Raw genomic sequence first — 21,270 nt, 5'->3', positions numbered from 1 at the left:
GCGGGGCGCCCGGCCCACCGGGGTGCGGGTCGGGCGCCGGTGTGCTCATGCGGGCAGCCAGCGGCGGACGCAGGCGATGAGGTCGTGGGTGTCGACGGGCTTGGTGACGTAGTCGCTGGCACCCGAGGCGAGGCTCTTGTCCCGGTCGCCCGGCATCGCCTTCGCGGTGACGGCGATGATGGGCAGCTCGGCGTACTGCGGGATCCGCCGGATCTCGGCCGTCGCGGTGTAGCCGTCCATCTCCGGCATCATCACGTCCATCAGCACGAGGGCGACATCCGGGTTGTTCATCAGCGTCTCGATGCCTCTGCGCCCGTTCTCGGCGTGCAGGACGCGGAAGCCGTGCAGCTCCAGGATCCCGCTCAGCGCGAAGAGGTTCCGCGCGTCGTCGTCGACGACGAGGACGGTACGGCCGGCCGACGCGTCGTCGACGGAGGGCGGCGTCAACTGCTGCGGCCCTTCGGTCCGGACGAGGGAGAGCACGTCCCCGGGTTCCTCGGCGGACAGGTGCAGGGCGATGCGCTCCCGCAGCTCGTCGAGGCTGGACAGCAACTCCAGTGCGCCGCCCGCCGAGCGGGAGCGCAGCGTCTCGCCCAGGGACACGTCGGCGGGGTGGCTGCTGTGCACCAGCACCGGAACGCTCGTCAGCGCCGAGTCGCCCTCCAGGGCCTGGAGGAAGCGGGACGCCTCGTCGTCGCGCATGCCCAGCTCCAGGACGACGCAGTGGCACGGCTCGGACGCGAGGGCACCGGCCGCCTCCTGCGCGCCGACGGCGGTGATGACGTCGACGGCGGGCCGCTGAGCGCCGTCGGCGCGGCCGTGTGTCAGGTCGGCGACCACGCTCTCCGCGACGAGGGTCAGCAGACCGCGCGACCGCTCCTCCACGACGAGCAGGCGCCGGGGCCGGGGGCCGGGGCCGATCTGGGGCACCGGCACCGAGCCGGAGAGGCCCTGCGGCAGGGGTTCGGCCGAGGCCCGGTCCGGGGTTCTGCCGCGGCTGAGCAGTTCCTCGAAGTCGGGGCGGGCCACGGGCAGGAACAGCGTGAACGTACTGCCCTGGCCGGGCGTGCTGTGCACCGAGACGGCACCGCCGAGCAGTTGGGCGATCTCCCGTGTGATGGACAGACCCAGTCCGGTGCCGCCGTACTTCCGGCTCGTCGTGCCGTCCGCCTGCTGGAAGGCACCGAAGATCGTCTCCAGGTGCTGCTCGGGAATGCCGATGCCGGTGTCCTTGACGCGGAAGGCGACCACGGCGGCGCCGCGGACCACGCCCGCGGGCACCTCGTCGTCCGCCGCGGGCTCGATGCTCAGTTCCACGCCGCCCTGCTCGGTGAACTTCACGGCGTTCGACAGGAGGTTGCGCAGCACCTGGCGCAGCCGGGAGTCGTCCGTGAGCACGTCCGCGGGCGCGCCGGGAGCGGTCGTCACCGTGAACTCCAGGCTCTTCTGCGTGGTCATCGGCCGGAAGGTGGCCTCGACGTACTCGATGAGCTGCCGCAGCGTCACCCGCTCGGGCGTGACGTCCATCTTCCCGGCCTCGACCTTCGACAGGTCGAGGATATCGTTGATCAGCTGCAGCAGATCCGAACCGGCGGAGTGGATGATCTGGGCGTACTCGACCTGCTTGGGCGTGAGGTTGCGGGACGGGTTCTGCGCCAGCAACTGGGCGAGGATGAGCAGGCTGTTGAGCGGGGTGCGCAGTTCGTGGCTCATGTTGGCCAGGAACTCCGACTTGTACTTGGAGGCCAGCGACAGCTGCTGGGCGCGGGTCTCCAGTTCCTGGCGCGCCTGCTCGATCTGCAGGTTCTTCGCCTCGATGTCCCGGTTCTGCGCCGCCAGCAGCGAGGCCTTCTCCTCCAGTTCCGCGTTGGAGCGCTGCAGTTCCTCCTGTTGCACCTGCAACTCCGTGGACCGGGCCTGGAGTTCGACCGTGAGGCGCTGCGACTCGACCAGCAGCTCGTCGGTGCGGGCGTTGGCCACGATGGTGTTGACGTTGACGCCGATGGTCTCCATCAGCTGGGCGAGGAAGTCCCGGTGGATCTGGGTGAAGGGGGTGACAGACGCCAGCTCGATGACGCCGAGGACCTGGCCCTCGACGACGATGGGCAGCAGCACCAGCGCGGTCGGCACCACCTGGCCGAGGCCCGAGGAGATGGTCACGTAGCCGTCCGGCAGCTCCTCGACCATGATGGTGCGCCGGCTGCGCGCGGCCTGGCCGACCAGGGTGCGGCCGAAGGCGATACGGGTGGGCCGACTGCTGTCCTCCGGGTAGCCGTAGGAGCCGACGAGCCGCAGTTCGGGCCCGTCCTCGCCGTCCTCGGCGAGGTAGAAGGCCCCGTACTGGGCCGACACCAGCGGCACCAGCTCGTCCATGATCAGCTCGGCGACCACGGGCAGGTCGCGGTGGCCCTGCATCAGGCTCGAGATCCGGGCGAGGTTCGTCTTGAGCCAGTCCTGCTCCTGGTTGGCCCGGGTGGTCTCGCGCAGGGACTCCACCATCGAGTTGATGTTGTCCTTGAGCTCGGCGACCTCGCCGGACGCCTCCACGTTGATCGACCGGGTCAGGTCGCCCTCGGCGACGGCGCTGGTGACCTCGGCGATGGCGCGGACCTGCCGGGTCAGGTTGCCCGCCAGTTCGTTGACGTTCTCCGTCAGGCGCTTCCAGGTGCCGGAGACGCCCTCGACCTCGGCCTGGCCGCCGAGGCGTCCCTCGGTGCCGACCTCGCGGGCGACACGGGTGACCTCGTCGGCGAACGCGGACAGCTGGTCGACCATCGTGTTGATCGTCGTCTTGAGTTCGAGGATCTCGCCGCGGGCGTCCACGTCGATCTTCTTCGACAGGTCGCCCCTGGCCACCGCGGTCGTCACCAGCGCGATGTTGCGCACCTGGCCGGTGAGGTTGTTGGCCATCGAGTTGACGTTGTCGGTGAGGTCCTTCCAGGTACCGGCGACGTTCGGCACGTGCGCCTGGCCCCCGAGGCGCCCCTCGGTGCCGACCTCACGGGCGACCCGCGTGACCTCGTCGGCGAAGGCCGACAGCGTGTCGACCATCGTGTTGATGACCTCGGCGAGCGCCGCGACCTCGCCCGCGGCCTCCACGGTGATCCGCTGCGACAGGTCGCCGCGCGCCACGGCGGTGGCGACCTGGGCGATGGAGCGGACCTGGCCGGTCAGGTTCGACGCCATCACGTTGACGTTGTCGGTGAGGTCCTTCCAGGTGCCCGAGACGCCGCGCACCTGGGCCTGGCCGCCGAGGCGTCCTTCGGTGCCGACCTCGCGGGCGACGCGGGTGACCTCGTCGGCGAACGCGGACAACTGGTCGACCATCGTGTTGATGGTGCTCTTCAGCTCCAGGATCTCACCGCGCGCATCCACGGTGATCTTCTGCGACAGGTCGCCCTTGGCGACGGCGGTGGCGACCAGGGCGATGTTGCGGACCTGGCCGGTGAGGTTGCCGGCCATGAAGTTCACAGAGTCGGTGAGGTCACGCCAGGTGCCCTTGACGCCCTTGACGTCCGCCTGACCGCCGAGCCGTCCCTCGGTGCCGACCTCGCGGGCGACGCGGGTGACCTCGTCGGCGAACGCGGACAACTGGTCGACCATCGTGTTGATGGTGCTCTTCAGCTCCAGGATCTCACCGCGCGCGTCCACGGTGATCTTCTGCGAGAGATCGCCCTCCGCGACCGCCGTGGTCACCTGGGCGATGGAGCGGACCTGGCTGGTGAGGTTGCCTGCCATGTGGTTCACGGAGTCGGTGAGATCGCGCCAGACACCGGCCACGCCCGGCACCTGGGCCTGTCCGCCGAGCCGTCCCTCGCTGCCGACCTCGCGGGCGACACGGGTGACCTCGTCGGCGAACGCGGACAGCTGGTCGACCATCGTGTTGACGGTCTCCTTCAGCTGAAGGATCTCGCCGCGGGCGTCCACGTCGATCTTCTGCGAGAGGTCGCCCTTGGCCACGGCCGTGGCCACCTGGGCGATGTCGCGGACCTGGGTGGTCAGGTTGCCCGCCATGGCGTTGACCGAGTCGGTCAGGTCGGCCCAGGTGCCCGAGACCCCGGGCACCTCCGCCTGCCCGCCGAGGGTCCCCTCGGTACCGACCTCGCGGGCGACCCGGGTGACTTCGGAGGTGAACACGGACAGCTGGTCGACCATGCCGTTGAAGACCTTGGCGATGTCGCCCATGAGGCCGTCCGCGTCGTCCGGCAGCCGGGTACCGAAGTCCCCGTCGCGTACGGCTGTCAGGCCGGCCAGCAGCCGCCGCAACTCCTGGTCGCCCGGCACCGCATCGACGACCCCAGTGCTGTCGCTGGTCATGCGCACCCTCGTTCCGCTCCCCTAGAGTCCTCGAAAACCGAGGACTCGGAACCCCCCGGACCGGTGTGCGGCCCGGTTGTCGTGCATGCGTTTCCACGGTCACAGATGTGTATGTGATGTGGAAATACGCCGCAGGTTAACCCACGTTTCAAGCCCTGAACAAAGCCGGAGCAGCCACCCTCGGCCGAACAGCGGCGGCGCGTCACGAGCCCTCGATCGGCACCGACGTCGGCGGCAGTGTCACGCATTCGAGGGCGAGCCCCGTCGCCGACGCTCCCGCTGTGGCGCCGGGCCCTCATCGTGCAGGCCCGGACCGCTTCCTCTCCTATGTCACGACGGGCGGCTCAGGTGACGGCAGCGTCATCGACCGAGGCCCGTGTCTCCAGGATGGCGTCGACTCCGGTGATCTCGCAGAGCCGCCGCAGCTGAGGTGACGGCGCGACCACGCGCAGGGTGCCCGCCTGGTGGGTGAGGATCAGCAGATTCAGCAGCGTCGAGTCGGCGAAGGTGATGCCGGAGGCGTCCAGGATCACCTTCGGATGCTTCCCGGCCGCGGCCTCCAGGGCGTGCGCCAATGGCCTGATCGAGTCCATGTCGTAGGAGCCGCGGGCGACGACGACCCAGGCCCCGCGCCATACGTACTGCAGCACCGCAGCCCGTTCATGGGCATGCGCGGTGGCCTGCTCCGGCAGCGGCTCGGCGCCGGTGTCGCGTGTGGGCGCCGACGCGCCGGCCTCGTCCCAGGGCACCTTCGGGCTCCTTCTGTGACTCTCCCCGACGGGAGCACGTCCTCTGTTGCACGAAAAGTATGTCACGTATCTACGTTCCGGCAACGGTGCCCCTTAAAATGCCGGGCATGGTCGCAGTGCCCGAGTCCCACACCGGATGGACCTTCGTCACCAGCCACGCGCGCGTACTGGCAGTCATCGCCGACAACCCGAACGTCCGCATCCGTGACATCGCCGCCCGCTGTCGGCTCACGGAGCGCGCCGTCTCGCGGATCATCGCGGATCTCGAGCAGGACGGTTACCTCTCCCACACCAGGGACGGCCGCACGAACACCTACCGCATCGAGCCGGACAAGGTGCTGCGCCACCCGGCCGAAGCCGGCCTCTCGGTGGCTTCCCTGCTCTCCCTGCTGGTGCGGGACGAGACCGACCGGGCCAGGAAGCCGGTCGCTCAGTAGCGGCACCGGCTCGGAAGGCAGCTCAGCCGAGCACACATTCGGTTGCCCGTTCCTGCGCTACCTGCCCGAGCGGCTCAGTCCCCTCGGTGCACGCGTCGAGGCGGCCCTGCGCGAGCCGTTGGCCGAAGCGCCCTCCTTCGTCGCCTTCGAGGGCTACGACACGGTCGCCGTCCCCGCCGATGTGCTGCGTTGGGAGGCCGTGATCGGTCCGGTGCGGTGTGCGCGACGCTCAGGAGCGGGGCCGGCCCCGTCAGAACCTCGGAAGCCGGCCCGTGGCCCGCCCGAACCATCTCCCCGTCGATGACGTGGCCCGCGGCATCGCCCGGGTGCGGACCACGCAGTCCGTAAGGGGAGCCCGCCGCCCTGGCCCGCGAGCCCCCCGGCGTGCTCTGCGACGAGCTGCTCATCGAGCCGGGCGGCGACGAACGACTTCGCCGTCCTCGCCATCCTCCACGTCCGTGCCGGGCCGGCTCTGGCGCCCGTCCGGCTTCGACGTGCCCGGCGCCCGCCGTCAGACGTCCTTGTCGGGCAGATGCGCCTCGGCCGTGTCGGGCCGGTGGTCGGGCAGCGCCGAGCGCGCGGTGGCCTCCCGGTGCAGCCGCAGGAACTCCAGGTACCGCTCGTACTGGTCGAGGATGTTGCCGATGAGCTGCTCCTTGCTGTAGCCCATCACGTCGTAGCCCTGGCTGCCCTCGGCGAGGTGCACTTCGTACCGCACATAGGTGTCGTGTTCGGTGACCACTCGGTGGGCGAACGTCGGGGTGGGCACCTCGACCGGCCGCACGTGGTAGGTGAAGACCTCGTTGCCGCCCATCGGGACCCGCAGCTCCAAGTGCGGGAGGCCGTTCGCCTCGTCGGTCCCCTCGATGATCGTCGCCTCCGCGCCCTGCCGGCTCAGCTCCTCGGCGACGTCCGCGAGCGCGGGGCGGCATGCCTCCTCGACGAATCTCACCGCGGTCCGGTGGCTGGGGAAGCTCATCGCCCTGGCCAGACGCTGCCGCCAGGTCCATTCCGGTCCCCGGCCGGCCGGCACCATGCGCCCGGACAGCGACGACGGCAGGGTGGTGGTGAGCGCGTCCTCCCGCATGCGTTCGACGCGCAGCGCTTTGTACAGGCCCCAGATGATCAGGAACATCACGAACGAGAACGGCAGGCCCATGATGATCGTCGCGTCGGTCAGCGCTGCCACACCCCCGACGAGGAGCATGGCCAGGGTCAGCAGGCCGGTCGCTCCCGCCCAGAAGATGCGCAGCACGGCAGGCGCGTCGGTGAGCGGGGTCCGCAGATGCGAGCTGAGGTTGCTCATCACCAGGGCGCCGGAGTCCGCCGAGGTGACGTAGAGCAGCAGCCCGACGAAGGTGGCCAGTCCGGCGCTGAACGTGGCTCCGGGGAACTGTGCGAGCAGTTCGTAGAAGCCCTGTTCGGGGGCGTTGGCGGCGGTCTCGCCGAATTCGGCGTTGCCTGCCCGTACCAGGCCCAGCGCGCTGTTGCCGAAGACGGACAGGAAGGTGAGCGTGAACAGGAACGGGATGACCAGCGTCGCCGCCACGAACTGCCGGATGGTGCGGCCGCGCGAGATCCTCGCCAGGAACAGCCCGACGAACGGCGCCCAGGCGACCCACCAGGCCCAGAAGAACAGCGTCCAGGCATTGAGCCAGTCGGTCGGCTGGTCGTAGGCGAAGGTGTTCAGCGTCATCGACGGGAAGCGGCTGACGTAGTCGCCGATGTTGAGGATGAGGCTGTTGAGGATCCGGATCGGGCTGTCGACGAACAGCATGTAGAGCATCAGGATGATGGCGAGGACGACGTTGAGCTCGGACAGACGCCTGATGCCCCGGTCCACACCGGCCACGGCAGACACCGTGGACAGGACCACGGCGACGGCGATCAGGCCGATCTGCGCGGCGGTTCCCTGCGGGATGTCGAAGAGGAACGTCAGCCCGTAGTTCAACTGCACGACGCCGATGCCGAGCGACACGGAGATGCCGAAAACCGTGCCGATGATGGCCGCGAGGTCGACCGCGTCGCCGATCCCGCCGTGGATGCGCTTGCCGATGATCGGGTACAGCGCGGACCGGATCGCCAGCGGAAGGTTGTAGCGGAAGGCGAAATAGCCGAGCGTCATGCCCATCAGCGCGTACATCGCCCACCCGGTGATGCCGTAGTGGAACAGGGTCCACACGACCGCCTGCCGCGCTGCCTCGACGGTCTCCGGGTCGCCCTCCGGCGGGGCCAGGTAGTGGCTGACCGGCCCGGCGACCGAGAAGAACATCAGGTCGATGCCGATACCCGCCGCGAACAGCATGGTGGCCCAGGCGAACAACCCGTAGTCGGGGGTGGAGTGCTGCGGTCCCAGTTTGATGGCTCCGTACCGGGACGCGGCAACGAAGACGACGAACAGCAGATACAGGGTGGCGGCGAGGAAGTAGTACCAGCCGAAGACCGAGGAGATCCAGTCCACCACGACGCCGATGGTGTCCTCGGCGCCCGACGGGGTGATCATCGCCCAGATCGAGATGGCGAGGATGAGCACGGACGACCCGAAGAACACGACGGGCTTGAGCCTGCTCTCCCTTCCCGGGCCGGTGACCGTTGCTGCCGGGGTCTGCGGCTCCGGCAAGCCGCCGCTTCCTCCGTCGATCGACACGGTGTCAGCTCTCCTGTGCGCTGTGCCGATGGAAGTCGGCTGTGGCAGGGGGCAGGGGGGTGTTGCCGAGGATGAGGTCGGCCGACTTCTCGGCGAGCATCATCACCGGCGCATAGATGTTTCCGTTGGTGAGATACGGCATCGCGGAGGCGTCGACGACGCGCAGCCCTTCGACGCCGTGCACCCGCATGGAGGTGGGGTCCAGCACCGACATCTCGTCGACGCCCATGCGGGCGGTGCAGGACGGGTGGTACGCGGTCTCGGCGTCACGGGCAACCCATTCCAGGATCTCCTCGTCCGTCTCGACCGCGGGGCCCGGTGACAACTCGCCCCCGTCGTACAGGGCGAAGGCCGGCTGGGACAGGATCTCGCGCGCGACGCGGATCGCCTCCACCCATTCCTTCCGGTCGTTGGGGGTGGACAGATAATTGAACCTCAGCGCCGGATACGCCCTCGGATCCCGGGACTTGATTTTCACCGACCCGCGCACATCCGAATACATGGGTCCGATGTGCACCTGATAGCCGTGCTCGGCGTCAACCGGTGTGCCGTCGTAGCGCACCGCGATGGGCAGGAAGTGGAACATCAGATTGGGATAGCGCACGACGTCGTTGCCGCGCACGAACCCGCCTGCCTCGAAATGGTTGGTCGCCGCCGGTCCGGTGCGAAAGAGCAGCCACTGGAGACCGATCGCGGGTCGCCGGGACCATTTGAGTGACGGGTTGTACGAGATCGGCAGCTTGCAGGCGTGCTGCACATAGACCTCGAGGTGGTCCTGGAGGTTCTCACCGACACCGCGCAGCTCGTGCACCATGTCGACACCCAGCGGCCGCAGTTCGTCGGGGTTGCCGATCCCGGAGAGTTGCAGCAGCTGCGGCGTGTTGATGGCACCTCCGCAGAGGATCACCTCGCCGCCGAAGGCCCGCCGGCGTTCCCGGCCCCACCTGCGGTAGTCCACACCCACCGCGCGCTTGCCCTTGAACAGCACGCGGTCCACCTGCGAGAAGCACTGCACCGTCAGGTTCGGCCTCTTCTTCACCGGGTGGAGGTAGGCACGGGCGGCCGACCAGCGCCTGCCCCGCCGGATGTTGCGGTCGAAGCGGGCGAACCCCTCCTGGCGGTAGCCGTTGACATCGGAGGTCAGCGGGTAGCCGGCCTGCTGCGCCGCCTCGAGGAACGCGGAGAACAGCGGGTTCTTCGCCGGACCGCGCTCCAGCCACAGCGGGCCGCCCTGGCCGCGCCACTCGTCGGCCCCGGCCACGCAGTGCTCCATGCGCTTGTAATACGGCAGGCAGTGCGCGTAGTCCCAGGTCTCCATGCCCGGGTCGGCCGCCCAGCGTTCCAGGTCCATGGGATTTCCACGCTGGAAAATCATCCCATTGATGGAACTCGATCCGCCGAGCAGTTTCCCTCGGCCCTGGGTGACGCGCCGGCCGTCCATGAACGGCTCAGGCTCCGATTCGTAGCACCAGTCGTAGAAACGATTGCCGATGACCATCGTCAGCGCGGCCGGCATGTGCGTGAAGATGTCCCAGATCCAGTCCGGGCGGCCGGCCTCCAGTACGAGGACCTTGTTCTCCCGGTCCGCGCTGAGCCGATTGGCCAGCGCGCATCCGGCCGAGCCCCCGCCGACGATGATGTAGTCGTACTCCGTCCGGCCCATGCCGCTCCTCGGATTCGTTGCACCACCCTGTGTTACGCACCAAACCTAGGCGGCGGGAATTTCCGGCGCACAACGATGCAGCTGCATTCGGCTCAACCGGGGAGGGACTACTGCGTCCGGTCTGTTTAAGCGACGGAAAGGAGGGGATGGCCGCGTCGAACGGCACCACACGCGAGATTCTGAACCTCTGGGACCAGTCCGTGAACCGGTTCACTGTTCACCGTCGGCCACACCGGGCCGGTCCACCGCGCGCCCCAGCCAGCTGCCGGTACAGAACCCGCCGGCGTCAAGCGCATCGTCGCCGCCGGCCTCATCGGCACGGCCATCGAGTGGTGCGGCAACTCATTCGGCCAGAGCCAGGACCTGCGGATTTCCGGCATGCGCACACGAAGGCTCAGCCCTTGACGCCGCCGGCTCCCCGATCCTGCGCGGTGGAGGACCTCAGCGCGAGGGCCGCGATGTCGTCGTCGAGTCTTCCGCCGCTGTGCTGCAGCAGAGCCCGGTGCAGTTGGTCGAGCAGCTCGCGGGGCCGCTCCAGGCCCTGCCGCCGCATCCAGTCCGGCAGCGGGAAGAACTCGCCCGCGTGGTCCCGGGCCTCCGATACGCCGTCCGTGTAGAGCAGCAACTGGTCCCCCGGGCCGAAGGCGACGACGTCGACCCAGTAGCGGTCGCCGATGAGCGCTGCGAGGTTGAGTGGCGGGGAGGCGATGGTAGGGACCAGGACCCGGACCTTTCCGTGATGCGCGATCAGCGGCGGGGGATGCCCGCAGTTGAGAAGTCGTACGTAGCCGCCGTCGTGCGGGATCTCTGCGAGGAGAGCGGTGGCGAAGTGCTCGGGCTGGTCCTGGGCCGGAAACGCAGCGCTGTGGCGCGTGACGGCGGTCTCGAGGCGGTGGATGACGCCCTGCAGGTCGGGCTCGTCGTAGGCGGCCTCCCTGAAGCAACTGATCACCGCCGAGGCCGCCCCCACTGCGGACAGGCCCTTGCCCCGTACGTCGCCGATGAGCAGCCGGACCCCGTGCGGTGTTCCGATCGCCTCATAGAAGTCGCCGCCGATCCGGGCCTGCTCCTGGGCCGCCAGGTACAGCGACTCGATCTCGACACCCTCGATGCGGCGTGGCAGCGGGCGCAGCAGCACCTTCTGGGCTGCGTCGGCGACGAGCCGGATCTGGAAGAGCATTTCCTCACGCTGGAGTCGGACATGACTCCCGTATGCGGCCGCCAAGGTGACCGCGATGATCGCGGCCGCCGTGTACTGGGTCCCCAGATCGGTGTGGAAGAAGCTGAGGACGATCATGAGCAGCAGGCAGAAGGCCCCCATGAGGATCGTGGGGAGCACGGGCCACATCGCGGCGGCCAGGGCGGGCGCGGCGGGCAGAAGGCGGCTGAAGGCGATCTCCCTGGGCGTGGAGAACGCTAGGCCGGCGATGAGGGCGGTCAGGATGAGGGGTGACAGCCGGGCAGCTTCCCATCGACCGCTGTAGGCGGGGCGACGGCGCCACGGCCATGCAGACATGATCACAAAATGCATCATATCGGCCTAATGAGACATTGAGCGCAGAAGGATCATGCGTCGCACGGGGGAAACGCGCGCCGGACGGTCACGCCCGGAGGAGCCGAGCCCTGGCCACTTGGGATCACCGATGCTAGAAAGGTCGCATGGCGAATCCTTTCGCCCGTTTTCGACGCCTGTCAGTCAAGCGCCTCCTGGGCAAGGGCACGCGGAGCGTGGCCGGGCAGGTGCTTGTTTTCCAGGTGGCTCTGGTAGTGCTGCTCGTGGCCTGCGGCGTCATCGCTCTCATCCTGCAGTCGGAGCGGGACAACAACGCCGAGGCCAGGCGGCGCTCCACGGCCGTGGCACAGACCTTCGCGCACTCACCAGGCGTCCTGGCGGCATTGCAGACCCCGGATCCGAGCAAGATTCTCCAGCCGCTCACCGAGGCGGCACGCCGGGCCGCCGGCGTCGACTTCATCGTGGTCATGGACACCGAGGGCATCCGGTACACGCACCCCTTGCCGGACCGAATCGGAAAGCGGTTCGTGGGCGAGATCGGGCCGTCGCTGGCGGGGAAGGTCTACGTGGAGAGCGTCGACGGCCCGCTCGGTCGCGAGGTACAGGCCACGGTCCCGGTCGAGAACGCCGACAGCAAGGTGGTGGCCCTCGTCTCGGCCGGGATGAAGGTCGAGAACGTCGAAAGTCAGTTGGCCCGGCAACTACCGATCATCCTGGGCGCCGGGGCCGCGGCGCTCGTGCTGTCCACCGGTGTGACGGCGCTGGTGGGCAGGCGGCTGCGACGCCAGACACACAGCCTGGCCCCGGACGAGATGACCCTGATGTACGAGCACCACGACACGGTGCTCCACTCCGTTCGGGAAGGGGTGCTGATCGTGGCCGCCGACGGGCAGCTGATGCTGGCGAACGACGAGGCCAGACGCCTGCTGGAGCTGCCCCCCGACGTCGAGGGGCAGCCCGTCTCGCAGCTGCCGGGCCTCGATCCCGAGATGAAGGCGCTGCTCGCCTCCGCGCGCGAGGCCACCGACGAGGTGCACCTCGCGGGCGAGCGGCTGCTCGCGGTCAACCAACGGCCCACGGACTTCGGGGGAGGTCCCGAGGGAACGGTGGTGACACTGCGCGACTCCACCGAGCTGCAGGCGGTGACCGGCAGGGCGGAGGTGGCACGGGAGCGGCTCAGGCTGCTGTACGACGCCGGACTGCGCATCGGTACCTCCCTGGACGTGCTGCGCACCGCCGACGAGTTGGCGCAGGTCCCGATTCCTCGCTTCGCGGACTTCGTCACCGTGGACCTGGCCGACGCCGTCCTGCACGGCGAGGAGCCGGCCCTCACGGCGACGGGCATGCGACGCGCGGCCGTGTGCGGCATTCAGGACGACCATCCGCTCTCCGAACAAGGCCGGCTTTTCGACTACCTTCCCTCCACGCCCCAGGCGCGCGGCTACGGCAGCGGCCGGTCCCAGTTGGTGAGGGATCTGCCGACCGCCACGGGCTGGCGCGTGCAGGACCCCGAGCGCGCCAAGGCGATCATCGACCACGGCATCCACTCCCTCATCAGCGCCCCCATCCAGGCCCGTGGCGTCGTGCTGGGCATGGCCAATTTCTGGCGCGCGCACCCGCATGAGCCCTTCGACGAAGAGGATCTGTCGCTGGCGGAGGAGCTGGTGGCCCGTGCCGCGATCAGCATCGACAACGCCCGCCGCTACACCCGCGAGCACGCTCTGGCAGTCACCCTCCAGCGCAGCCTGCTGCCACAGGCCATGCCGGAGCAGAACGCCCTCGACATCGCCTACCGCTACCTCCCCGCCCAGTCGGGCGTGGGCGGAGACTGGTTCGACGTGATTCCCCTGCCGGGGAGCCGGGTGGCACTGGCCGTCGGCGATGTGGTCGGCCACGGCCTGCACGCCGCCGCCACGATGGGACGACTGCGGACCGCGGTGCACAACTTCTCCGCCCTCGATCTGCCCCCCGACGAGTTGCTGAGCCATCTGGACGACCTGGTCGGGCGCATCGACCAGAACGAGACGGCGGAGGGCGCGGCGGGCGTTGTGGGCGCCACCTGCCTGTACGGGATCTACGACCCCGTGACGCGCCACTACGTCATGGCGCGTGCGGGGCATCTGGCGCCCGCGCTGGTCCAGCCCGACGGAACCGTCTCCTTCCCGGACGTGCCGGCCGGTCCGCCCCTGGGCCTCGGCGGCATGCCCTTCCAGACCGCTGAGCTGTGCCTCGCGGAGGGAACCCAGCTCGTCCTGTACACCGACGGACTCATCGAGGACCGCAGACGCGACCTGGACGTGGGAATGGAACTGCTGCGCGACGCGCTGACGGGCCACTCCGGCCGGCCGCCCGAGGAGACCTGCCAGGACGTGCTGGACAGCCTGCTCCCCGATCGCCCCAAGGACGATGTCGCCCTGCTCGTCGCCCGCACTCGGGCACTGCCGCGCGACCGCATCGCCGACTGGGATGTACCGGCGGACCCGGCCGCCGTCTCGGGTATGCGCGACGCTGTGTCCCGAAGGCTCGAAGCATGGGACCTGTCGGAGTTCGGCTTCACCATGGAACTCATCCTGAGCGAGCTCATCACCAACGCCATCCGCTACAGCGCCGGGCCGATCCACGTGCGGCTGATCCGCGACCGCACGCTGATCTGCGAGGTGGCCGACGGCAGCAGCACCTCACCGCATCTGCGATATGCCGCGACGACCGACGAGGGAGGCCGGGGCCTGTTCCTGGTGTCGCAGATGGCTGAGCGCTGGGGCACCCGGTACACCCCGCAGGGCAAGGTGATCTGGGCCGAACAGGCCCTGCCCGAGGTCAGCCGGCAGCCCGTCCCGACACCGGCCGAAGCGGACACACCCCCGGACGAAGAGGCAGCCGACCCGAAGACCCTGACGTGAACGCACCGCGCCGCCAGGCCTGACCCGCACGTTCCCACGGTGTCCGGACACGGACCCGTCCCCACCGCACACGAGGACGTGGCGCCGTGGCCCTCCGCGCGGCAGGGCGCGCGGAGGGCCACGGTGCGAGCGTTACTGCTCCCGGGGGCCCTGACCGTCACCTGTCGACGAGCCCCCTGGGCGGACTGTCACGGCGCCATCTCGTACGCCCCGGACAGTGCCTCCACCCGCTCCCAGACGCGCCCCGAACGCGCTTCGTCGACGACGGGACGCCGGACGGCACCGAGCGCCCAGCGCTGCTGATCCACAGTGGCGGAGTCCTTGCCGTGCAGTTCGACGGCGAAGGCGGAGAAGTCGCGGACGAGGACGGAGAACAGCTCGTCGAGCACATCCTCGTCAAGGTCCGTCAGGCGGGCCTGCTCCAGGATCAGCTGGCCGTGCACCACCAGCGCGAACAGCTGGCCGACGGCGAGAAGAAGATCGAGGTCGCGGCTCTGCTCCTCGTCGGGGGCCGCGGTGGCGACGAACTCGCACAGGGCGTCGGCCTGCTCCCGGAAGCGGGCGACGTTCGGCACGCCGGCGTATGCGTCGTAGGCGGGTCGCCAGTCGTGGAAGCGCACGGAGCCGAGGCCGCGGGCCGGTCCCTGCTCGAAGAGGAACGTGTCGTCGGCCGCGTCGAGGCGGGTCGGTACGGGCGCGAACTCGGCCGGGTTCAGGAGGTGGTTGCGCATGAACTTGAGGATCAGCGCGAGGTTGACGTGGACCGTGCCCTCGAGCTTGGGCAGCCCCCGGATCTCGACCGCGGCCTGGGCGAAGTAGGTGTCCTTCTCGAAGCCCTTGGCGGCTATCACGTCCCACATCAGGTCGATGACCTTCTCGCCCTCCGTGGTCACCTTCATCTTCGTCATCGGGTTGAAGAGCAGGTAGCGGCGGTCGTCCGGCGAGGCGGCGCGGAAGTAGTCGACGGCGCGGTCGCTGAACAGCTTCATGCCGACGAGGCGGACGTACGCGTCGGCCAGCTCGCGGCGCACGTGCGGGAAGGCGGTGACGGGGCGGCCGTACAGGATGCGGTTGTGGGCGTGGGTGACCGCCTCGTACATCGCGTGCTCGCAGATGCCGATCGAGGCGGTGCAGAGGTTGAACTTGCCGACGTTGACGGTGTTGAGGGCGGCGTCGAAGGCGGCGCGGCCCGTGTGCAGGACGTCGTCCGGGCCCACCGGGTAGTCCTCGAGGCGGAACTCGCTGACGTACTTGGAGGAGTCGACGACGTTCTTCACGAGGTGATAGGCCGGGTGGCGGCTGTCGGCGGCGAAGAAGACGTAGCCGTCCGGGCCCTCGATGTCGGCGCGTCGGCCGAAGACCGAGACGAGCCCGGCGGCATTGCCGTTGCCGATGTAGTACTTGGAGCCCGTCGCCCTGAAACCGCCGTCGCCGTCCGGCGTCAGCAGCATGTCGGTGGAGTAGATGTCGGCGCCATGGGTCTTCTCGGAGAGACCGAAGGCGAACACCTCACCCTGGGCGAGGAGTTCCGCCGCGCGGGTGCGGGCCGCGGTGTTGTCGCTCTGCCAGACCGGGCCGAGGCCGAGGATGGTCACCTGCCATGCGTACCAGTAGTCGAGACCGTAGAAGCCGAAGATCTCGTTGAGGGCGGCGATCCGGGCCGTGTCCCAGCGCTGGTCCTCTTGTCCGGCGGCGGACGCCGGGGTGAGGAAGGTGGCGAACAACCCCTCCTTGGCTGCGAACGCGAGGAAGTCGGCCAGCCAGGCGCGGGAACGGTAGTCCTCGATGAGCCTGCGCTTGCCGCGGTCCTCGAACCAGTCGACGGTGGCACGCAGCAACCTGCGGGTCTCGGGGTCGAACTGCGCCGGGTCGTAGGTACGGGGGTTGAAGAGGAGGGGGTCGGCCATGGAGGTCCGCCTTCCGAGAGTTGAGGGTGGAGGGTGCAGGTCTGAAGGTCGCGGGGCGCGGGCGGCGGTGGCCGGCAGGTCAGGCGTGCGGGTGTGACGTGCCGAGCCGGCGGAGGGTGGCGAGTACGTCGTCGAGCCACGCGATCGTCATCCGCTCGTACGCGATTCCGCCGCGCAGCACGACATGCTGCAGTTCCTGACCGGCGTCGAGCGGGATGGGAGCCGCCGGGCCGGTGAAGTCGCGCAGCTCCCCGGCCAGATAGTGCCCGAGCCGGTCGATGTGCACCTGGCGGTGCCGTTCGACCTCACGGATCAGCACGGACGGGTCGTCGAAGGCCGCGCCGCGGATCTTCACGGCGAGTTCGTGCCGCATGCTCTCGGGTTGGATCGATTCGTGCAGCCACTGAGAGAGGGCGGCGCGGCCGGGGCCCACGACGGAGTACTCCTTCTTGTCCGGTCGGCTCCGCTGCGACAGCTCACGGACGGCGAGCAGGCCCTCGCTCTCCATGCGCTTGAGAACGCGGTAGATCTGCTGGTGCGTGGCGGTCCAGAAGTATCCGATGGACCGCTCGAACCGCCGGGCCAGCTCATAGCCGGTGCCCGGCTTCTCCAGCAGGGAGACGAGGATCGCGTGCTCGAGCGCCATACCTCGATCCTCATATGCAACTCGTTGCATAGCCAAGGGGCGCTGCCCAGGTGAGACAGGGCTCACGCGGGGCGGCGGTGCACGCCTCTTCCGTTGAGGCTCGGGCGACGCCCTCATCGCGGCCGCACGCACCTCCGCACACCGAACTATCGTGTCCCAGCACATACGCCACTGACCTGTGGCGGCGCACCGACAAGGCCGACGGCACCGGGAAGCCGTTGCGCAGCGTCGCTACCCCAGCCTCCTCCAGCGCTTCGACGTCCGTCTCAGAGTTGATGGGCGCCGGTGCCGCGGAGCCGGCCCGGGTGCCCAGCAGCAGTCTGGGCCGACGGGGGCCTGGTGGGGACGCCTTCTCCGTCCCGGAACAGGAGAGCACGCGGCGGCGCGCGTTGCGCACCGCGCTGCGTTGGCGCGGATTCGCGCCGCTGTACGACGCACTCTGGGTGTCGCCTCACCCCCTGACCCCCAAGGGGCGGATCGAGGTGGCAGACCTGGCGCGGGGAGCGGTGACCGTGTTCCGCGCGCGGCAGGAGGATCTGGACACGGAGGCTGACCGCAACCCGGTCCAGGCCTGGGACCTGCCCGGCATCGCCGAGCACTACCAGGCTTTCTCGAACCAGCTGGCAGCCTCAGGTGCCTCCGCCGCCTACGAACCTCATTCTGAAACGGTCAGTTAGTCAGCACCAAACCAGCACGGGAGTCAGCACCCCACCTCCAAATCATGCCCGAACAGAGCAACTCGCGCTCCTGCCACCAGCGGCGGATCGAGGCGGCGGCGAACGCGGCAGTGTTGTCGTCGGTGCCGACGTTCACCCAGCCGGTGTTCGCGGTCATGTCGTAAATTCCGTACGGGATCACCGAGTCCACGTGCGGGCCGGCGAAGAAGCTGTGGTCCTCGACCTCGACGGGCGCCCGGTCGGCCGCCATTCGCGCCCGGCCATCGGCAGCTGTCCCAGCCGTTCCTTCTTCTTCGCGTTCACGCTGATCACCGGCTCGCCGCGGCCTGATGCTCTATGACCTGCTCGTTGATATAGCGGAACTGTGCGTCCCGATCGGGGTACTGATCGCCTTCCAGGGTTCTGGCGGTGCCCTGCAGGCTGAATCCGTGCTCCTTCAAAAGGCGGCCCACCGTGGGCGCGTCACCCGATGCCCCGCCATCAGCGCCGGAACCAGCCGGGAGTCAACAGCCTCGGCCCGCATCCGCTCGCCACCGGGGAGCCGGACACGTCCCTCGGGCAGAGGTTCCGCACCGGCCTCAAGTTCGAACACGCCTTTGCGGACAGTCGTCTCGCTGACTCCGGAGATCCGCGCCAGCGAGGCGGCCGTTGAACAGGCGGGCACAGCCGTCGTCCGATACGAACACTTCGGCCTGCGGGGAGGGCGAAGGGCTCTCCAGCGCGCCCGGGACGGTGGGGTCGATGGTCCCCGATGAGGCCCGGACTCGGACAAAGTCCGGTCCCCAGGGCTCGATGCGGAGGATCTCTTCGGCAGTGTGCCGTTCCAGGCCGCCTTCACGGACACTGCAGGACAAGGGGATTCCTCGGTTCGACTCAAGTGCCCGGGCACATGGTCCGTGCGGGCACGGGCTGATGTCGGTATCCGCGCGCTTCATCTGAAGCGGCACAGGCGGGGCGGGAGCCCCGTCGACAGTTCGAGGTGACGTTATCCAGCTCTCGCACTCCTCACACTCCTCCCCAGCACTCCCATGTTTGGTTCGACGTCAGGACGCGGCTCGGACACATACCCACAGGTAACCAAGTTTTCGTGTTGCAAGACTAGACAGAGGCCACGTTCATGTCCGTTAATTCATCCCATGTATCGGTGGAGAGGGCTGATGGGACCGAGACCCCTATGAATCCCGGGCCTCGTTGCCCAGCAGGGCTGCCGCCTGACCCACCGTCGCCGGCTCCGGACGGACTTCCGACGAGCGAACAGGACCAACCGCAGTGCCGGAGGACTCTCACGCGCATCGGTTCGCACCGGCATGGCGGCCGGGACGCTGACCGCCACCAACGGCTCCCGCTGTGATGTCGTCGGCCTGCTACGTGTGGCGCCACATCGGCAGCAGACAAGCCCGTGACCTGCCGCACCCGACTCTGGGACATGCGAGCGAGCGCGCCGACGACCTGCAGTCGCTCTCCCCTCACCGAAAGGTTCAAGATGTCTTCCTCCGTCAGCAGACGGCGCCTGCTGCAAGTAGCCGGGGCCACCGCCGCCGCCTCTGCCACCGGATCCTTCATCGGCGCATCTCCCGCCCACGCGGCGGCCGTTCCTCCTGCGAGGGCCGACATCGGGGTCTCCGCGCACCCCTTCGAACTCGATCAGGTCCGGCTCACCGCGAGCCGGTGGCTGGACAACCAGAACCGTACGCGGAACTACCTGCGGTTCGTCGATGTCGACCGGCTGCTGTACAACTTCCGCGCCAACCACCGGCTGTCCACCAACGGCGCGGCTGCCACCGGCGGCTGGGACGCGCCGACGTTCCCCTTCCGCACCCACGCCCAAGGGCACTTCCTCACGGCATGGGCACAGCTGTACGCCGTGACCGGGGACACCGCCTGCCGGGACAAGGCAACCCACATGGTCGCGGAGCTGGCCAAGTGCCAGGCCAACAACAGCGCCGCCGGTTTCAACGCCGGGTACCTCTCCGGCTACCCCGAGTCCGACTTCACCGCTCTCGAACAACGGAACCTGACCAACGGCAACGTGCCATACTACACCATCCACAAGACACTCGCCGGCCTGCTGGACGTATGGCGCCACATCGGCAGCACACAAGCCCGCGACGTGCTGCTCGCCCTGGCGGGATGGGTCGACTGGCGCACCGGCCGGCTGAGCAGCCAGCAGATGCAGACCATGCTGCAGACCGAGTTCGGCGGCATGAACACCGTGTTGACCGATCTCTACCAGCAGACAGGCGACGCGCGCTGGCTCACCGTCGCCCAACGCTTCGACCACGCCGCGGTGTTCGACCCCCTGGCGTCCAACCAGGACCAGCTCAACGGACTGCACGCCAACACCCAGGTACCCAAGTGGATCGGGGCCGCCCGGGAGTACAAGGCCACCGGCACCACCCGCTACCGGGACATCGCCACCAACGCCTGGAACAACTGCGTCAACACGCACACCTACGCCATCGGCGGCAACAGTCAGGCGGAGCACTTCCGCGCCCCGAACGCCATCGCCGGCTACCTGAACCAGGACACCTGCGAAAGCTGCAACACCTTCAACATGCTCGTCCTCACCCGGGAACTGTTCGCGCTGAACCCGAACCGGGTCGCGCTGTTCGACTACTACGAGCGGGCGTGGCTGAACCAGATGATCGGCCAGCAGAACCCGGCCGACAACCACGGCCACGTCACCTACTTCACCCCGCTCAACCCCGGAGGCCGACGCGGTGTGGGCCCGGCGTGGGGCGGCGGCACCTGGAGCACCGACTACGGCACCTTCTGGTGCTGCCAGGGCACGGGCCTGGAGATGCACACCAGGCTGATGGACTCCATCTACTTCCGCAGCGACAACACGCTGATCGTGAACCTGTTCGTGCCCTCGGTGCTCAACTGGTCAGAGCGCGGAATCACGGTCACCCAGACCACGTCGTACCCCGTCAGCGACACCACGACCCTGCAAGTCACCGGCAGCGTCAGCGGAACCTGGGCGATGCGCATCCGTATCCCGAGCTGGACCACAGGGGCCACCGTCAGCGTCAACGGCACGGCGCAGAACATCACCACCACCCCCGGCAGCTACGCCACCCTGAGCCGCTCGTGGACCTCCGGCGACACGGTCACCGTCCGCCTGCCCATGCGGGTCATCATGCGAGCGGCCAACGACAACGCGAACGTCACCGCGATCACCTACGGCCCGGTGGTCCTGTCCGGCAACTACGGCGACACCTCGCTCAGTTCCCTCCCCTCGCTGACCACGTCCTCGATCACACGGACCAGCAACGGTTCGCTCGCCTTCACCGCCACCGCCAATGGCTCCACCGTCAACCTGGGCCCGTTCCACGATGCGCACGGCCACAACTACACCGTCTACTGGAACACCAGCGGCACCGTCCGTCTCGCCAACGTGGGCAGCGGTCTCGTGCTGGGCATCCTGAACATGTCCCCGGCCGACGGTGGCCGCGCTCTGCAGTGGTCGGACAACGGCACCGCCGACCACGACTGGGAAATGATCACCGACGGAAACGCGATCCGCTTCCGCAATGCCCACAGCGGCAAGGTGCTCGGCGTCCTGAACATGTCCACGGCAGACGGCGCGACCGTCCTGCAGTGGTCGGACACCGGCACCGCCGACCACAGATGGACGCTGCTCGACCAGGGAGACGGGACCTACAAGATCCGCAACGCGCACAGCGGCAAGTTGCTCGCCATCGCGAACAACTCCACCGCTGTCGGCGCGTTCGCGGTCCAGGACTCGGACGATGGCACCGCCGACAACCGGTGGCGCATCGTGAGGAACTGAGATCCGCCCCGGAAGCAGATT

The 21,270-nt window shown here is 68.7% G+C and carries 11 protein-coding genes and 2 pseudogenes; 5 read left to right on the top strand and 8 right to left on the bottom strand.

The window, feature by feature from the left end:
* Positions 1–45: 45 nt before the first annotated feature.
* Together G3I77_RS30615 and G3I77_RS30610 are read right to left on the bottom strand one after the other, a co-directional pair.
* Positions 46–4,317, bottom strand: coding sequence for a HAMP domain-containing protein (locus G3I77_RS30615; protein WP_248508685.1), 4,272 nt, complete (start codon positions 4,315–4,317; stop codon positions 46–48).
* Positions 4,318–4,661: 344 nt separating this feature from the next.
* The gene (locus G3I77_RS30610; RefSeq protein WP_248508682.1) at positions 4,662–5,066 is read right to left on the bottom strand and encodes an STAS domain-containing protein; all 405 of its coding nucleotides are present in this window, start codon (positions 5,064–5,066) and stop codon (positions 4,662–4,664) included.
* Positions 5,067–5,173: 107 nt separating this feature from the next.
* Between G3I77_RS30610 and G3I77_RS30605 the strand changes: the two genes are divergently transcribed.
* Positions 5,174–5,503 carry a helix-turn-helix domain-containing protein gene (locus G3I77_RS30605; RefSeq protein WP_248508680.1) on the top strand — a complete coding sequence of 110 codons (330 nt, stop codon included), beginning with the start codon at positions 5,174–5,176 and terminating at the stop codon, positions 5,501–5,503.
* A gap of 46 nt (positions 5,504–5,549) precedes the next feature.
* A pseudogene (locus tag G3I77_RS30600) lies at positions 5,550–5,693 on the top strand (amino acid ABC transporter substrate-binding protein); the annotation flags it as partial.
* A gap of 321 nt (positions 5,694–6,014) precedes the next feature.
* Here G3I77_RS30600 and betT read toward each other — a convergent pair.
* The 3 genes from betT to G3I77_RS30585 all read right to left on the bottom strand — a co-directional run bounded on the left by betT (position 6,015) and on the right by G3I77_RS30585 (position 11,335).
* Complete coding sequence (gene betT / locus G3I77_RS30595; protein ID WP_248508678.1) at positions 6,015–8,123, bottom strand: choline BCCT transporter BetT; 2,109 nt, start codon at positions 8,121–8,123, stop codon at positions 6,015–6,017.
* Between the two features lie 31 nt (positions 8,124–8,154).
* Complete coding sequence (betA, locus tag G3I77_RS30590) at positions 8,155–9,813, bottom strand: choline dehydrogenase (RefSeq protein WP_248508676.1); 1,659 nt, start codon at positions 9,811–9,813, stop codon at positions 8,155–8,157.
* 394 nt (positions 9,814–10,207) lie between these two features.
* Positions 10,208–11,335 carry a PP2C family protein-serine/threonine phosphatase gene (locus tag G3I77_RS30585; protein WP_374387384.1) on the bottom strand — a complete coding sequence of 376 codons (1,128 nt, stop codon included), beginning with the start codon at positions 11,333–11,335 and terminating at the stop codon, positions 10,208–10,210.
* A 137-nt stretch (positions 11,336–11,472) separates the two neighbouring features.
* Here G3I77_RS30585 and G3I77_RS30580 point away from each other — a divergent pair, with 137 nt between their 5' ends.
* On the top strand, positions 11,473–14,226 hold the full coding sequence (locus G3I77_RS30580; protein WP_248508672.1) for a SpoIIE family protein phosphatase: 2,754 nt from the start codon (positions 11,473–11,475) through the stop codon (positions 14,224–14,226).
* A 188-nt stretch (positions 14,227–14,414) separates the two neighbouring features.
* Here the strand turns inward: G3I77_RS30580 and G3I77_RS30575 are convergent, their stop codons facing one another.
* Together G3I77_RS30575 and G3I77_RS30570 are read right to left on the bottom strand one after the other, a co-directional pair.
* Positions 14,415–16,133 (bottom strand): acyl-CoA dehydrogenase family protein, encoded by a 1,719-nt coding sequence (locus G3I77_RS30575; protein ID WP_248508670.1) that lies wholly within the window; start codon positions 16,131–16,133, stop codon positions 14,415–14,417.
* 79 nt (positions 16,134–16,212) lie between these two features.
* Positions 16,213–16,779: a PadR family transcriptional regulator gene (locus G3I77_RS30570; protein ID WP_248508668.1), complete on the bottom strand. Its 567-nt coding sequence runs from the start codon at positions 16,777–16,779 to the stop codon at positions 16,213–16,215.
* A gap of 305 nt (positions 16,780–17,084) precedes the next feature.
* Here G3I77_RS30570 and G3I77_RS30565 point away from each other — a divergent pair, with 305 nt between their 5' ends.
* The gene (locus G3I77_RS30565) at positions 17,085–17,456 is read left to right on the top strand and encodes a hypothetical protein (RefSeq protein WP_248508666.1); all 372 of its coding nucleotides are present in this window, start codon (positions 17,085–17,087) and stop codon (positions 17,454–17,456) included.
* On the opposite strand, the pseudogene G3I77_RS30560 reads toward G3I77_RS30565, so the two are convergent.
* Positions 17,449–17,908 (bottom strand): annotated as a pseudogene (locus tag G3I77_RS30560) (hypothetical protein). The gene G3I77_RS30565 and the pseudogene G3I77_RS30560 overlap by 8 nt on opposite strands.
* Positions 17,909–18,939: 1,031 nt before the next feature.
* On the opposite strand from G3I77_RS30560, the gene G3I77_RS30555 reads away from it, so the two are divergent.
* Entirely contained in the window at positions 18,940–21,249 is a 2,310-nt protein-coding gene (locus tag G3I77_RS30555) for a beta-L-arabinofuranosidase domain-containing protein (protein WP_248508663.1), read from the top strand.
* Positions 21,250–21,270: the final 21 nt, after the last annotated feature.

Origin of the sequence: Streptomyces sp. D2-8, assembly GCF_023184515.1 — a bacterium.
GTDB lineage: Bacteria > Actinomycetota > Actinomycetes > Streptomycetales > Streptomycetaceae > Streptomyces.
Note: the sequence above shows the minus strand (reverse complement) of the source record. Positions and strands in the feature narration are given on the sequence as shown.